This window comes from uncultured Phyllobacterium sp., assembly GCF_902479695.1.
Classification (GTDB): Bacteria; Pseudomonadota; Alphaproteobacteria; order Rhizobiales; family Rhizobiaceae; genus Phyllobacterium; species Phyllobacterium calauticae.
Genome location: NZ_CABSQF010000008.1, coordinates 65,873 through 80,377 on the forward strand (window position 1 = coordinate 65,873; position 14,505 = coordinate 80,377).

Consider the following 14,505-nt stretch of genomic DNA (forward strand, 5'->3'; position numbering starts at 1 on the left):
GGCAACGAGAGCACGGCAATTGTTATCGCGTGTCTGCTCCACCAGCCGCCAAATTGTCGACGAATGACTTGAACGAAGTGGTCACGTAGCGTGTGTTGACGATCCAGTTTTTCTCGATCGTCAGATTGTCGCTCCAGACGTCTCGGACAAAAAAGTAAACCTTGCCGTCCCGATGATCGATGCAATAATAATTCCCGCCCCAATCAAAGGCAAACTGGATGAGATGGGGTGGCAATTGCTGTTCTGACCATTCCCTTTTGGTTCGTCCCTCAGCAGTAAAATCCGGATCGTCACCAAAGCGGTCGCTATAGCGAAACGGGATGAAGTCGCGAACTTCATTATCATCCCATTTCCCTTCCGGATCGACCCAAACGGATCTTTCCGGTGTTCCGCCATTGTGATCGATATAATGCGCCTTCAAATCGTCGGCAAGTTTTACGGACAATTCCTGTTCTACCGAAATGAAATCCCCGAGCGTCAGAGCTTTTTCACAATTGCTGAAACCGTTTTCACCCCTAACAATATCCATGCCTTCTGTTCGAGAGCGAGGGTTCTGCCCGGCAATATCCATGACCAAAGCCCGTATCTTGATTGCTTTTTCAAAATGGTCGAGTTGGTGGATTCGTATCCACCATTCCGCGGCCTCCATCAGAAGCTCGGGGTCATCATTTTTATTGCCAAAAAACGAATAGAACGAGAGGCCCACGCCGGAGCCTTTTTCAGATATCTTTTGATCACAAACCTCAACTATCTTTTTTTGCAGAATGGCTCTCGCGAAACGTTCTCCATTGAGTATCCGGATTTTTGCGACTGCAGATAGAGAAATGTGGGCCACTTCGATCCCCGCGATGGTAGCTGCGGCGGAACTGTACGCCCTTGAAATCCACCATCGTTGATATCCCATCGCAACGATCTCGGCTGATCACTCTGTGACACAAACCATCAAAGAAGAAAACTTTGCCACAGAGCCACTAAAACCGGTCATGCTCCATTGGAGGACAGTCGGAAGGCAAGGTTCGTATCGCCAACCAGTCAAATTGCTAGGCCAGTCGAAGTAACAACACCTATAATTCAGTTCTTGGGTTCGGATTTCGAATCGCAACGTTTGTTCCGCTCTTTCAAAATAGCCTCCCGATGGTTCGCAGCCCACTCAAAATCGTTTTTGATCATTTTCTGTTCCATGTTTTCAGGGCGATATTTGACGGGTTTTGCGATGTTTGGCATCGCAAGCAGAGCGCAGCCAACATTATACATTTCATTGGCTTTACGCGTCACGGTCCAGTCAATCAGGGTCTTGGCTGCCTCCAGCTTGGCAGTGCCTGCTACAATAGCCGATGCTTCCATATCCCAAACCTTTTTATGTTGTTATACTTTGCATAATGTGACTTAATGTGGCATTATTTCATGCTCAACCGTTGGAGCTGACCAGTGCCCATCAAGATTCCTTCGCATGCCCGCATCGTTATTGTCGGAGGCGGTGCTATCGGCACCAGCATTGCCTATCACCTTGTCGAAGCAGGCGAGACGGATGTGGTCGTTCTTGAAAAGAACGTGATCACCGCTGGTTCGACCTGGCATGCAGCCGGTCTTATGGGCCAACTGCGCAGCAAGGTGAACCTGACGCGACTGATGCAATACAGTGCCGAACTCTGTTCCAAAATTGGTGCCGAGACGGGGCAGGACGTCGGCTGGAAGAATGTGGGTAGTTTGCGCCTGGCAGCCTCCGACGCACGCTGGGAAGAATTAAAGCGGGCAGCCACCGCTGCCAGGAGTTACGGCTTCGACATGGAGCTTGTCGGACCTGACGACGTGAAGCGGCTGTTTCCGCTCGCCGATACCAAAGACTTACGTGGAGCAACATGGATTGCCTCGGACGGGCACGTCGACCCTTATTCACTGACACACGCCTATGCAAAGGGCGCCCGGGCAGGCGGGGCACGCATTGTTGAGGGTGTGACGGTTACAGGTTTTACGATCCGGGACCGTCGCATCATCGAGGTTCAGACATCGGACGGCAATATTGGCTGCGATGTCGTCGTCAACGCTGCAGGCCTCTGGGCTCGTCAATGTGGCGAGCTTGCGGGTATCGATCTGCCTGTAACAGTGCTTGAACACGAGTATTTCGTCACCGATAAATCACCCCTTGTGCCCGATGACCTTCCAACGTTGCGCGATCCCGATGCCAATTTCTACGTCAAGCCGGAACCCGGTGCCATGGCCATCGGCGGTTGGGAAAAGGAAACGCGGGCTGCCTATGGACTTGGCAAGCTGCCTATGAGCTTTGGGCAAGAACTGTTTGCTGATGATCTTGATCGTATCTCTGACGTGATTGAAGGCGCTGCCAACCGTATTCCAATTTTGGGTGAGCTTGGCGTACGCACCGTCGTCAATGGACCAATTCCCATCTCGGCTGACGGTGAACCTGTGATGGGTCTTGCAGGCAATCTCGATAATTTCTACATCGCCTGCGGCTTTACATCTGGCATCGCCGCTTCCGGCGGCGCGGGCCGTGCAATGGCCAACTGGATCCTTGAAGGCGATCCTGGCATGGACCTCTGGGCATTCGATCTGCGCCGGTTTGGTCAACCGCATACGGGGCTTGCCTATCTGCGCGACTGCGCCATTGAAGCCTATTCAAAATATTATGCGATCGCCTGGCCGGAAGAAGAGCGCTCGGCCTGCCGCCCGCTGCGCCGTTCGCCGCTTTATCAAACCCTTGCCGATCATGGGGCCGTTTACGGCGCAAAGTTCGGCTGGGAACGACCGAATTATTTTCTCAAGCCTGGTCAACAGAAGCCACCGCTCGAAACATTTGAGCGTGCACCCTACCGCGAGGTCATCAGCCGTGAGCACCGCCTAGTCCGGGAAGGTGTTGCACTCATCGATCAGTCCTCATTTACAAAGTTCGAGATTTCCGGACCGGGTGCATTTGCCTATCTGCAATGGCTTGCCGCTGCCAATCTGGATCGCGGGACAGGAGCCGTCATCTATACCCAGCTGCTGAACAAGCGCGGCGGGATCGAGGCCGACCTGACGATCATGCGTCCGCGCGATGATGTGTTTTATGTGGTGACCGGCTCGGGATTTGGCACGCGGGACGGCAACTGGATCCGCAGCCACATGCCGCGAGATCGCTCGGTCATGATGCAGGATGTGACGAGTGCCTATGGCGTCATCAATCTTTGCGGGCCACTGTCCCGGAAGGTACTCGCCAAGGTGAGCGAGGATGATATCGACAACGAAGCCTTTGCGTACATGACCTGCCGAAATATCCGCATTGGCTGGGCGCCGGTGATGGCGGCGCGCGTGACCTATGTCGGCGAACTTGGCTGGGAACTGCATATCCCCGTGGAATACATGTCTTACGTCTATGAAACCCTGCGGACAGCGGGTGCAGAGTTCGGCATTGCCAATGTCGGCTACAAGGCGATCTCCAGCCTGCGTATGGAAAAGCGCTACCTTTATTGGGGAGCAGACATCACCCCCGATGACACACCATTCGAAGCTGGTCTTGGCTTTGCTGTTTCGCTGAAGAAAGGCGACTTTTACGGGCGGGACGCGCTGATTAAACAGCAGGAACGCGGCATCCAGCGCAAGCTCGTTTGTTTCCGCCTTGATGACCCTCTGCCCGTCTATGGCGGGGAAGCCATGATCGCCAATGGTCGGAGTATCGGCATGACGACGAGCGGTGACTACAGCCACACGACCGGAGCTTCCTTGGTATTTGGCTATCTTGCCGGCGATGATATGGCTCTCACCGAGATCGACGTGGAAGCCTTTGGCCGCCGTAGCCGGGCAATACGTGTCGAACGCTGCATCTACGATCCAACCGGCGAGCGCATACGGCAATGAACAAGCACGCAGTGGAGGCATCGCAGGTAAAGACGCGTTTCGATCGCCTCTCCTGTCATACAGCTACCGATCCTGGGCTACGTGCGCGCACAGTCGTCAGTCTGCAGACTAAACCGACTGTGTTTACCGTGCTCCTGTTCCCGGGATTCTCGCAATTATCGTTGTCTTCGATGATCGAGCCCCTGCGTGTGGCCAACACATTGCTCGGTCTGGAGCAATTCCGATGGCGGCTCGTGAGCATTGATGGTCAGCCGGTAAAGTGCGCCAGCGGCTTCAGCATTGGCGTTGACGGTGACTTTCACACTGAACGCACGAACGTTGAAATGTCCCGTGTTCCCGACCTCATGCTTCTGTGCGCAGGTGAAGGTATCGAGGCCCAATGTTCGTCCGAGGTCAGCGCCTTGCTGAGGCTATGCGTGCGCCAGAAGATCGTGATCTATGCGCTTGGAACGGCAACATGGCTCCTAGCCCAGTTGGGTCTCCTGAATTCCAGTCGATGCACCATTCATTGGAACAAGATCCCCGCCCTGTCTGAAACCTTCTATGGACTGAATGTCAACGACGCATTGTTTATGCAGGATGGCCCCTTTGTCACCTGTGCCGGAGAGTTCGCGGCTTTCGATCTCGCCATCGACTTGCTGAAACGGCGCTGCAGTCCGGAAACCGTTGCCAAGGTCTGTCAGCACGTCATCGCAGATCGTGGCCGGGCGGGCGACGCATATCAGTATGTTCCGCCGGGACTGCAGTACACCGGCAAGAACGAAAAACTCATTCAGGTTATTCGTATCATGCTGCAGAACATTGAGATGCCCACCGCTCTCGATGACATTCCCCAACAGGTCGCCTTATCGAGACGCCAGATCGAGCGGCTTTTTCAGCGCAATCTCGGCACAACACCGGGACAGTACTATCTGTCACTTCGGCTCGCCCGGGCACGCCAACTGCTGGTATCAACCAACCTTTCCATCACCAGTGTCGCGATGGCCTGCGGGTTCAGTTCATCGTCGTACTTTTCCAACTGCTTTCGCAATGAATTCGGATTGAGGCCGCACGAGGTTCGTCTCTGATCGGGAGGTAGACGTCCTCGAGAAAGGCCGGAATTCTGTCATATCGGTCCTGATCGCATCGCAATGAAATCCGATCCTGCGTACTGCTGTTGTGAAAGGAAATATGGATTATGTCGGAAGCGGCGAGTCTTGAGACAGCTACGATCTATATCTTTGGACCATTGATCGTGCTGTGCATGCTGCTTGCAATCCACCACAGGCACCATACTTTCCCTGCCTCTTACTGGAGCGTGCTCGGCATTGCTATTCTTGCGTCACTTCTGATCGACGCCGTTGCCAACTCCTCCGCGACTATCGGCAATGATGGAATTCTCTGCAAGCCAATTGCTGTTATCGTCATGTCTGCCTTCATCCGTGTGATCGCAGCCGTCGGCGTTGTCGTTGGAATAGTTTTGGAGATGTACAGATTGCTGAGGCGGCAGATGTCGTAGCGGATTTTATAGAACCGCACTAGCCCCCAATAAGGCCTTTGGAAATCAACCGCCAGGCCGATGCATCCGATTTTTGTGCTCTTCCGATTTGCAAAAGCATACGCCGGGAAGGCCGTCGATTGGAATAGAATTTCGCTGACCTAGACACATGAGGTCGACACAAAAACGCCCGCGTTGAAAGCGGGCGTCGAACGGCTGTTGGTTCGTTAGTCTCGTGTGATTAGCGAGCGACTGATGCGCGGGCAACACTACGGATATCGGCGCGGTCGATACCCAAATCCTGCAGTTCACGGCTGGACATGCGGCCAAGTTCGGTGACGGTCTGACGGAACTTGAGCCAATTGTTGAAGGAGCGTGCTACGTTCATGATAATTCCCTTTCTGAGGGTTGTCTGACGTCAGCAGCCTTGCTTGGCTCCGGCGTCGTTTCGATGATTGGAATATAGGCCTTTCAATCGGTTTAAAACAGGCACAATCCCTCATTCCACCTATGCATCTGGCACAATGGTCATGAAGGAAAATGAATCTATTGGATCAAGCATCTTCAAACTTTGAATTGGGCCGGGGTTGTCATAATGATTATTCGTCAAATAGCTTGCGGTAGTTGAGGTTCATGAACTTGCGGTAGTTGAGGTTCATGAATAAGCAGGCTCGACGTACAAAAAATCATCCCTTTTCAATTTCAATATGGTTACAAGATAGCCAATCCCACAGTGATGGGGCGCATGCCGGACAGCGAGCTGCGGAGCCTGTTCGAGGGATACGGAGACGAACCCTTGTTTGTCGAAAGCAGTCATCCCCAACGGATGCACCAGTTGATGGCAAGAAGGTCGAGGGATTTTGGCGCAGCCACCAGGTGCCTATTGCGAACGCGCAAAGTATGGCCGACATGCTGAAAACCCGAGGCGCTCGACGATCAGGTCTTGAGGGAGCTGCGTTCGAGCGTTGTGTTACCGTAACACGCTTCCATTGCTTCAATGCATAATCAATTGTTTACTGGGAAAATTCCCTTCGATTCTGGAGATTGCACCAAACTTCATCGATAGCAGCTCAGGCAATTTCGAACTTCGAAGATCTTGAATAGTGGAAGAAGTGGTGTGCTGAGCTCATCCGATGGATCACGATTTGACGTCACCCGCCATCAAACCGATAAATCCCGCAAAGCATTCAAGCTGGAATTTCAACTCGATACGGAGAGAGGTGCCATGACCAACTCGAACACCACCGCCAGCAAATCCGGCAAGACGTTCACGGTCGAGGCCGATGCCACCGCCGCCTATTGGCACAACAGCGCCGGCAACTGCCTGCCGCCTCCCGACATGATGGGGGCTTATATGCGTAACCGCCCGGTCCTGACCGGGCCGGCTGAACGCCGCAAGGCCTGGATCATCGGCAGCGGCATCGCGGGCCTTTCCGCAGCCTTTTACATGATCCGCGATGGCGGTATGGCGGGCGAGGACATCACCATATTGGACACGATGCACATCGAGGGCGGCTCGCTTGACGGCGCGGGCAATCCGGAGGACGGCTATATCGTCCGCGGCGGCCGCGAGATGAACTGGAACTACGATAATCTGTGGGACATGTTCCAGGACGTGCAGGCGCTCGAACTGCCCGAGGGCTATAGCGTCCTCGACGAATATCGGTTGGTCAACGACAACGACCCGAACTTCTCCAAGGCCCGGCTCATGCACAAGCAGGGCCAGATACGTGATTTTTCGACGCTGGGCCTCTCCAAATCACAGCAGTGGGAACTGATCCGCCTGATGTTGAAGCGTAAGGAGGATCTCGACGACATCACCATTGAGCAATATTTCAGCGCGGGCTTCCTCGAAACCAATTTCTGGTATCTCTGGCGCTCCATGTTCGCGTTCGAAAACTGGCAGAGCCTTCTTGAAATGAAGCTCTACATGCACCGTTTCCTCGACGCGATTGATGGACTGACCGACATGTCGGCGCTGATCTTCCCGAAGTACAATCAGTTCGACAGTTTTGTTCGTCCGCTGGTAGCGCATCTGCGGGAACGCGGTGTGAAGGTGCAGTTCGACACGCGCGCCTATGATCTCGAAATGACGGTCGAAGGCGAGGCCCGCACGGTTACCGCTATCCGTGCTCATATGGGCGGTACCGATACGACCATTGCCGTTGGCCCGAAGGATCTGGTCTTTGCGCTGACCGGGTCGATGACCGAGGGCACTGCTTATGGCGACATGGACAATGCTCCGGTGCTCGACCGCGGCAGGCATGACCCGGGCGACGCGAGCGATTGGGCCCTGTGGAAGAATCTCGCCAGGAAGTCGCCCATCTTCGGCAAGCCCGAGAAATTCTACGGCAATGTCGATGGCTCAATGTGGGAATCCGTGACACTCACCTGCAAACCGTCGCCCTTTGTCGAAAAGCTGAAAGAGCTTTCGGTCAACGATCCCTATTCGGGCAAAACGGTGACCGGAGGGATCATCACCTTTACCGACTCCAATTGGGTGCTCAGCTTTACCTGCAACCGCCAGCCGCACTTCCCGACCCAGCCGAAGGATGTTCTGGTGGTCTGGGTCTATGCGCTGCTGATGGACAAGGAGGGCAACTTCGTCAAGAAAACCATGCCGGCCTGCACCGGGCGAGAGATCCTGGCTGAGCTTTGCTATCATCTCGGCATTGAAGATCAACTCGACGATGTGGTGGCAAACACCAAGGCGCGTATTGCGCTGATGCCGTATATCACGGCGCAATTCATGCCGCGTGCGGCGGGCGACCGGCCCCATGTTGTGCCTGCGGGTTGCACCAACCTTGGCCTGATGGGCCAGTTTGTCGAAACGTCGAACGACATCATCTTCACAATGGACAGCTCAATCCGCACCGCGCGGGTCGCGGTGTATACGCTTCTGAACCTGCCAAAACAGGTGCCGGACATCAGCCCGACCCAGTACGATATCCGCTCACTGCTCAAAGGCGCACGGGCGCTGAACAATGGCGAACCGTTTCCAGGCGAACGCCTGCTGCATCGTCTGCTGGACAAGACCTATTATGCCCACATCCTGCCGCCGCTGCCCGAACCCGATGCAGCCAAGCGCGGGGCGGCCGAAGGCGAACTGACGGGGCTTCTCGGCAAGGGCAACCAGGCGCTCGGCACTGTGTTCGCTTGGCTGGAAAAGATGCGAGAAAACTTCACCACAAACAAGAATTAGGGTTCGCCAGATGACGCGTTAAACAGCCGATTTCAACGCGGCTCTCTTTTCCCGCTTCAGCAGGAGGCTTACCGTGAGCGCAATCTGATCAAGCGGTTTTTCTCCAAGCTGAAGCACCTCCGACGCGGCGCCACACGCTATGACAAGCTCGGCGCTCAGGCCTTGCCTTGCCAGCCCGCTCCGAGGGCAAGCACGCTTCCCGGCCCGTGCACGGCAGCAAAGAACAAACCGGCTACAAAAGTGAAATGGTCGACGAAGAAGCCGAATTCGGCCTGGTTGTTGGCACAGTGTGACGGGCCGTGGAATGTAAATCCGAGGAAGATGACGTAAACGGCCGCGATCATCGCCGCCGGAGTGAAAACGGCGCCCGTCAGGAAGGCAATGACCAGCAGCATTTCGAGGATCGCTGCGCACCAGGCCAGAAACAGCGGGAATGGGAAGCCGGCGGCGGCGATGTAGCTTGCAGTGGCGCCCATATCCATCAATTTGAAGGAGACAGCCATCAAAAAGACAGTTGCGAAGATAATGCGGGCAATGAGAATGGCGGCAGTCTGCCAGACCGTTTGAGCGTTTTCCATGATGAACCTCCCGGTTGAAGCGGTTGATGCTGCAAGGACGGCCAACATAGGGGGATTCCGACAGGGCTGGGAAATTTGTTTTGCCGGTCGCCTCTTATCCGCGGCAAAACGAACTGGCCACGGCTTTGCGCGAGGACGGTCGCGTCGAGTGGACCCTGTTCATGATCAACTGGATTCTGAACGCCGATCTGCAACGCCGCACCCAAATCGGGCTCAACAAGGACGAGGCCCATCACGCGCTGAAACGTGCCATCAGCTTTCATCAGCGCGGCGAAATCGGCGACTGCGAAAATCCCATCCAAACGGCCGCGGTGGTTCAACCTCACAATCCCCTTTTGCAATAAAAGAAGCCGTGGACTGGATTCCGCTTTGCATGAAGCAATCCACTGTCTTCGATCTCCGGTCAGTTATCAGGCGGCCGCCGAGCCCACCCCGAAAGCAGCATTTGCAGCCTTCGCCTCGATTTCGCCCTGGAACTTGTCCAGGAAGTCATCTCGCCCGATCTCGCCCAAATCAACTGCCTTTGCTCCACCTGCCGCAACGAATGTCACATCGGTGATGCCGATGACGTTCAGGATCAGGCGCAGATACTGGGCCGCAATGTCTCGATCGCGGATTGGGGAACCTTCGGTGTAAACGCCCCCGGAAGCCATAAGCACAGTAGCCCTCTTGCCGCTGACAAGGCCCTTGCCGTCCATCCCGAGCGTCGACCCCTTGCGGACGATGTGGTCAACCCAGGCCTTGAGCGCCGCCGGAATGTTGTAGTTGTACACGGGCGTGGCAATGACGAGATGGTCGGTCGCCAGCAGCTCCGCGACAAGTTCGTCCGACAGCCGGAGCACTTCTTTCATTTCGGTCGAATGCTGCTCGGGCGGCGTGAAATAAGCCCGGAGCCACGGCGCGCTCACAAACGACAAGTCCGTTTCCATCAGATCACGGGTAACTACCTGCCCACCGGGATGTGCAACCTGCCATTCGGCGACGAAGCGACGGGTGAGATTGCGTGAGATCGAAGAACCACCGCGCGGACTGGTCTCGACAACGAGAAGGTGGGGCATGAATGGTATCCTCGGATTTGAGTTGGCCGAAGCGGAAGCCGGAGTTCGGCGCGCCGAGAGCATGGCTGCAGCTTGCGCACTGGACGACCATCATTAAAAGAGATAATAATCCGATCATCTCTATCTGTTTTGGCGATGAAATGTTGGGCAGTTTGACCCTGGACCAGCTGCGCGTGTTGGTGGCGATCACCGAAACCGGCAGCTTCTCGGCTGCCGGTCGCAAGCTCCACCGTGCCCAGTCTGCGATCAGCCAGGCCATTGCAACGCTGGAAGACGTGCAGGGGGTGATCCTGTTCGATCGGAGCAGCTATCGCCCGCACCTGACGGATGCAGGCCGCGCACTGGTCGCTCAGGCTCGTGTCGTCCTGTCGGGCACGGCACGTTTCGAGGCGATGGCCGCCGCCACGCGCAATGGACTGGAGCCCGAGCTTGCAGTGGCAATTGATCCGCTGGTACCCACTGCTTCGTTTATCGACAGCCTGCATGCGCTCCGCGATGCGTTTCCTCACCTGCCGGTGAGCTTCTCGGAAGAGGGCCTCGGCGGCGCCGAGCGACGATTGCGCCGGGGAGAAGCTGCGCTCGCGTTCTGCGTGCTTCTACCTGATGTGCCTGAAGATGTTGTAGCTTTGCCATTGCTTGACGTGCGCCTGCTTCCGGTCGTGTCGCCAGCCCATCCGCTCGCCCGGCTCGGCCGACCGGTAACGCGCGCGGACCTGGATGAGCATGTCCAGCTTGTGCTGTCTGATCCGTCCACACCGGACAATCCCGGCTATGGAATTCTTGGAACCAAGGTGTGGCGCTTCGTTGAGCTGGGGCGCCGGCTGGATTTCCTCCTCGCAGCGCTTGGCTGGTGCCGGATGCCCGAACATCTGGTGATGCCGCTTCTGGTCGAAGAGCGTCTCGTGCCGCTGCAAATTGAGGACGATCCTGCCAGCGCTCACAGCCCTCTGACCATCTATGCCGCGCATATGCGAGATCGTTTCCCGGGCCGCGCAGGCGCATGGCTCCTCGACAATCTTCAGGCCCGGTTCATTTGAGTTTCAGCGCATCCTCGCTCAGAGGCGGACATGGCAATTTCCACCCATCGCTGAGTCTAGAACCACAATCGCCGGGATCGTACGACAGAAAAAGATCAAGCTATGGGACGCTCTTAGCGCTAGCTGAGGCATTAAGCCATGACGTCCGATCGGTGAACGCCCCAAATGACGAGACATCTTGTCCTCAACGGATGAGGTTTGCACTTGCGCCCAACCGACAATGAGCCCTGTCGACGACGGGACTCACGATCCATAAGTCTGATGATACGAAATTCTACATGGGATCCGGCACCTGTTTAAATTCAGGGCCTGCCAGCAAACGATCAGTTGATCGCACAGAGAAAGACTTTCAGCCTTCCTTTGTGAATGCCGATAGGAGCTTATTCTAGGCATCTTCGATTGGAGACAAAAATTCCGTTGGCGCTGCAGTTGGGCTCCTTGACCGCTAGCGCCACAGAGTGTTTTTATGGCAGGCAACGGTTGTCCAACCTCGGCAATTGACACGCTGAATGCAGCTGACAGCGACGGCATCATCCCGGCAACCATGAAATGCGAAGCCGTCAGCGAAAAGATCGTCAATCCCAGGATACAGACCAGGAGAGGCATCTTCTGCCTCGCCGGCATTTCTGTTGGCGCTCGCACTGAAGCGCTGGGATCAATGATGTCCCTTGTTCGTAAATCATTTTCTATAATTTACACTACATAATTTGCGATCCAGCTTGTTTCTCCCGGTCAAGCGATTTATATAATTTCCACTACAGAAAGGAACATCATGGCAATTCGAGGCCGGCCGCGCAGTTTTGATCGCGATGATGCGCTGCAGCGCATAATGGAAGTGTTCTGGGCCAAGGGGTATGAGGGCACGCAGCTCAACGACCTGACAGCGGCGATCGGAATTACCCCTCCAAGTTTTTATGCCGCCTTCGGCTCGAAGGAAACGGCGTTTCGCGATGCGGTCGATCTCTATGTGGCAACCGTTGGGTCTGGCACGCTGCGCGCACTCGATGAGGGTGCGACCACGCGTGAATCGATACACGCCATGCTTTCAAGCAGCATCCATACAGCGCTCAGCGCACCGCAATCGGGCGGCTGCCTGCTGGTCCTCGGTGTCGTCAACTGCCAGATTGAAACCGAACCCTTACGTGAACTGCTCCGGCACATCCGCAAAGACACCGAAGCGCATATCCACGCCCGGCTGGAACGCGGCATTGCGGAGGGTGACCTGCCGAACTCGAGCAACATCCGGGTGCTGGCCAACTACTACAGCGCAGTGATGCAAAGCCTTTCGATGCAGGCGCGCGATGGTGCCACAAGAGATGAACTGGAAGCTCTCATCGATCCGTCAATGACGGCCTTATCATAAACGGCCAACGCCGAACCACTACTCCAAGAGCCGGAAAGAAAATTATGCAAGATCAGACTGCCAATTCCGTCGACCACCATGCCACATCCACCGGAAAGGTCGTTGTATCTCAAGCGCTGCGAGCCGACGTCGAACAATTCCATTATGCCCCAGCCCGGCGCGCTGGAGATTTCGTCTTTCTGTCTGGCGTGGTCGCCCGCAATGAGCAATCGGCACCGATGAACGCCGAGAGCTTTAGCAGCGAACTGCGCCGTGTCTTCACATCGATGGAACAATTGCTGCACGCATGCCAGGCGCGCATAGAAGATGTTGTGGAGCTGCAGATGTTTCACGTGTTCGGCAGTGACCGCCTGGCATTGGACAAAACCGAACAGCTGACCGCGATCGCACGCGTTCGGGACGAGTTCTTTCCGGCTCCCTATCCTGCTTGTGTGGAGCTGGCAGTCGCTGACCTCAATCCCGAAGGTGGGCTGGTGGAGATCAAGGCGACCGCATTTGCGCCGTTGTTGCAGCTCCGCGATATCTAGCCTGTCGAGGGCTCGGTTATGCTGGCGTGCGGTCTTGAATTATGAACGACAAACATGACTTGGAGTCATCTTGATCAAAGTTGAAAAGGCTTTGGCAGCTGCAGCTGCCCTGCAACCGGGCGCGATTGTTGCTGTTCTCAATGACAAATCATCAGTGCTGACAGCGGGCTATGTCGACACGGAGCATTCCTCCAAGCTGAAGCCGGATGCAATTTTCCGTATCTCGTCGATGACCAAGCCAATCACAGCCGTTGCACTCATCATGCTGATCGAGAAGCTTCAGATCGGCTTGTCCGATCCGGTAGCCAGATGGCTGCCGGAATTGAGCAACCCGAATGTACTGGTTGATTTGAATGGTGATTTGGACCGAACAGTCCGTGCCAATCGCGAAATCACCGTTGAGGATATCCTTACCTCGCGACTAGGCACCGGCATTGTACCCGCTGCACCCGGCAGCACACCAATCCAGAGAGAGATAGAACGCCAGCAGCTTGTCGGTTTTGGGCCGCCAAACCCTGCAACGCCCACCGATCAAGATGAGTGGATCAGGAGGCTGGGCAGACTGCCTCTGTTGGCGCAGCCCGGTGAGCGATGGTTTTATTCGGTGGCATCCAATGTGCAGGGAGTGCTGATCTCGCGTCTCGCGAAAATGCCATTGTCGAAATTCTTGCAAGAGCATATTTTTGAGCCATTGGGCATGATTGACACGGGCTTCTACGTCAGGCCGGAAAAACTGGCCCGACTGACGCCGGCATATTCAAGTGACTTGAGGCTGTCCGATAGCCAGAAGGACGCCTGGTCAAAGCCCCCCGCATTCGAAGGTGGAGAAGGCGGCTTGGTCTCAACCGCCGCCGACTACATGGCCTTTGTCAGAATGCTGCATGCACAGGGCAAGACACCCCGAGGACAATTGGTCGGCAAGGAATGGATCCGTCGCATGTTCACTGATCATCTCACCCGCGACCAGCGAACCGACGCCGCCTATTTCCTGGACGGTCGTGGCTGGGGATACGGCGTCTCGGTCGATGCGGGCCGCTCTTCCGCTGAAGCCATGCATGGAACGATCGGTTGGGCGGGTGGATTGGGAAGCTCCTGGCTCAGTAACCTCAACAACAAAAAAGCCGTGGTGGTTCTCTGCTCCAGGGCTCTCGATGACCCCGAGGTCTATTCAAGTCACCAAGCTCTGCAGGATGCAGTGCTTGGTTAACCGGCTTTGCTGTTCGATCCCAGCCTGGATTCAGCGTCACAGGTGAGGAAGTTGCCACTTCATTGGCTCGGCCCACTGCTGTCAATGACATCAACGTGCCGCAGCGAAACGGCGGCGAGGATGGTGGCGCTCACCCTTAATGCGCAATCCACACGGCCTTAGCACAGCTCAGTTGTTCGCACTATTTGCCGACTTGCGCCGCCG

Annotated in this window: 14 protein-coding genes and 3 pseudogenes; 12 read left to right on the forward strand and 5 right to left on the reverse strand. The window is 55.7% G+C overall.

Translation table 11 applies throughout. From position 1 onward, the window contains the following. Positions 1 to 22: 22 nt before the first annotated feature. Positions 23 to 904 (reverse strand): DUF6500 family protein, encoded by an 882-nt coding sequence (locus RDL77_RS24820; protein WP_374042679.1) that lies wholly within the window; start codon positions 902 to 904, stop codon positions 23 to 25. Positions 905 to 1,071: 167 nt separating this feature from the next. Beyond that, positions 1,072 to 1,344 carry a hypothetical protein gene (locus RDL77_RS07085; RefSeq protein ID WP_288192320.1) on the reverse strand — a complete coding sequence of 91 codons (273 nt, stop codon included), beginning with the start codon at positions 1,342 to 1,344 and terminating at the stop codon, positions 1,072 to 1,074. An 84-nt stretch (positions 1,345 to 1,428) separates the two neighbouring features. Here RDL77_RS07085 and RDL77_RS07090 point away from each other — a divergent pair, with 84 nt between their 5' ends. The 3 genes from RDL77_RS07090 to RDL77_RS07100 all read left to right on the forward strand — a co-directional run bounded on the left by RDL77_RS07090 (position 1,429) and on the right by RDL77_RS07100 (position 5,350). Next, positions 1,429 to 3,852, forward strand: coding sequence for an FAD-dependent oxidoreductase (locus tag RDL77_RS07090; RefSeq protein ID WP_288192321.1), 2,424 nt, complete (start codon positions 1,429 to 1,431; stop codon positions 3,850 to 3,852). After that, positions 3,849 to 4,919: a GlxA family transcriptional regulator gene (locus RDL77_RS07095; protein ID WP_288192322.1), complete on the forward strand. Its 1,071-nt coding sequence runs from the start codon at positions 3,849 to 3,851 to the stop codon at positions 4,917 to 4,919. Before RDL77_RS07090 ends, RDL77_RS07095 begins: the two co-directional genes overlap by 4 nt. 110 nt (positions 4,920 to 5,029) lie before the next feature. Further along, positions 5,030 to 5,350, forward strand: a complete 321-nt coding sequence (locus tag RDL77_RS07100; RefSeq protein ID WP_288192323.1) for a hypothetical protein — start codon at positions 5,030 to 5,032, stop codon at positions 5,348 to 5,350. A gap of 220 nt (positions 5,351 to 5,570) precedes the next feature. Here the strand turns inward: RDL77_RS07100 and RDL77_RS07105 are convergent, their stop codons facing one another. Next, on the reverse strand, positions 5,571 to 5,717 hold the full coding sequence (locus RDL77_RS07105) for a DUF1127 domain-containing protein (protein ID WP_091879693.1): 147 nt from the start codon (positions 5,715 to 5,717) through the stop codon (positions 5,571 to 5,573). 297 nt (positions 5,718 to 6,014) lie between these two features. Here RDL77_RS07105 and RDL77_RS07110 point away from each other — a divergent pair. The 3 genes and pseudogenes from RDL77_RS07110 to RDL77_RS07120 form a co-directional block, all read left to right on the forward strand. Beyond that, positions 6,015 to 6,226, forward strand: a pseudogene (locus RDL77_RS07110) (hypothetical protein); the annotation flags it as partial. A 328-nt stretch (positions 6,227 to 6,554) separates the two neighbouring features. Then, entirely contained in the window at positions 6,555 to 8,531 is a 1,977-nt protein-coding gene (locus RDL77_RS07115) for an oleate hydratase (RefSeq protein WP_288192324.1), read from the forward strand. 69 nt (positions 8,532 to 8,600) lie between these two features. Beyond that, a pseudogene (locus RDL77_RS07120) lies at positions 8,601 to 8,696 on the forward strand (IS5/IS1182 family transposase); the annotation flags it as partial. Here the strand turns inward: RDL77_RS07120 and RDL77_RS07125 are convergent. Then, the gene (locus RDL77_RS07125) at positions 8,687 to 9,109 is read right to left on the reverse strand and encodes a DoxX family protein (protein ID WP_288192325.1); all 423 of its coding nucleotides are present in this window, start codon (positions 9,107 to 9,109) and stop codon (positions 8,687 to 8,689) included. The pseudogene RDL77_RS07120 and the gene RDL77_RS07125 sit on opposite strands and share 10 nt — an antisense overlap. Before the next feature lie 89 nt (positions 9,110 to 9,198). Between RDL77_RS07125 and RDL77_RS07130 the strand changes: the two are divergent. Next, positions 9,199 to 9,393 (forward strand): annotated as a pseudogene (locus tag RDL77_RS07130) (Tn3 family transposase); the annotation flags it as partial. Between the two features lie 126 nt (positions 9,394 to 9,519). Here RDL77_RS07130 and RDL77_RS07135 read toward each other — a convergent pair. Beyond that, the gene (locus RDL77_RS07135; RefSeq protein ID WP_288192326.1) at positions 9,520 to 10,167 is read right to left on the reverse strand and encodes an FMN-dependent NADH-azoreductase; all 648 of its coding nucleotides are present in this window, start codon (positions 10,165 to 10,167) and stop codon (positions 9,520 to 9,522) included. A gap of 2 nt (positions 10,168 to 10,169) precedes the next feature. Here RDL77_RS07135 and RDL77_RS07140 point away from each other — a divergent pair, with 2 nt between their 5' ends. From RDL77_RS07140 to RDL77_RS07160, 5 genes are all read left to right on the forward strand, one after another. Then, positions 10,170 to 11,204: a LysR family transcriptional regulator gene (locus RDL77_RS07140; protein WP_288192327.1), complete on the forward strand. Its 1,035-nt coding sequence runs from the start codon at positions 10,170 to 10,172 to the stop codon at positions 11,202 to 11,204. A 466-nt stretch (positions 11,205 to 11,670) separates the two neighbouring features. Further along, a complete protein-coding gene (locus tag RDL77_RS07145) occupies positions 11,671 to 11,910 on the forward strand; it encodes a hypothetical protein (protein WP_288192328.1) in 240 nt (79 codons plus the stop codon). Between the two features lie 66 nt (positions 11,911 to 11,976). Continuing rightward, complete coding sequence (locus RDL77_RS07150; protein ID WP_288192329.1) at positions 11,977 to 12,567, forward strand: TetR/AcrR family transcriptional regulator; 591 nt, start codon at positions 11,977 to 11,979, stop codon at positions 12,565 to 12,567. Positions 12,568 to 12,611: 44 nt separating this feature from the next. Then, entirely contained in the window at positions 12,612 to 13,094 is a 483-nt protein-coding gene (locus RDL77_RS07155) for a Rid family hydrolase (protein WP_288192330.1), read from the forward strand. A gap of 70 nt (positions 13,095 to 13,164) precedes the next feature. Then, positions 13,165 to 14,301: a serine hydrolase gene (locus tag RDL77_RS07160; protein WP_288192331.1), complete on the forward strand. Its 1,137-nt coding sequence runs from the start codon at positions 13,165 to 13,167 to the stop codon at positions 14,299 to 14,301. The last annotated feature ends 204 nt before the right edge of the window (positions 14,302 to 14,505 follow it).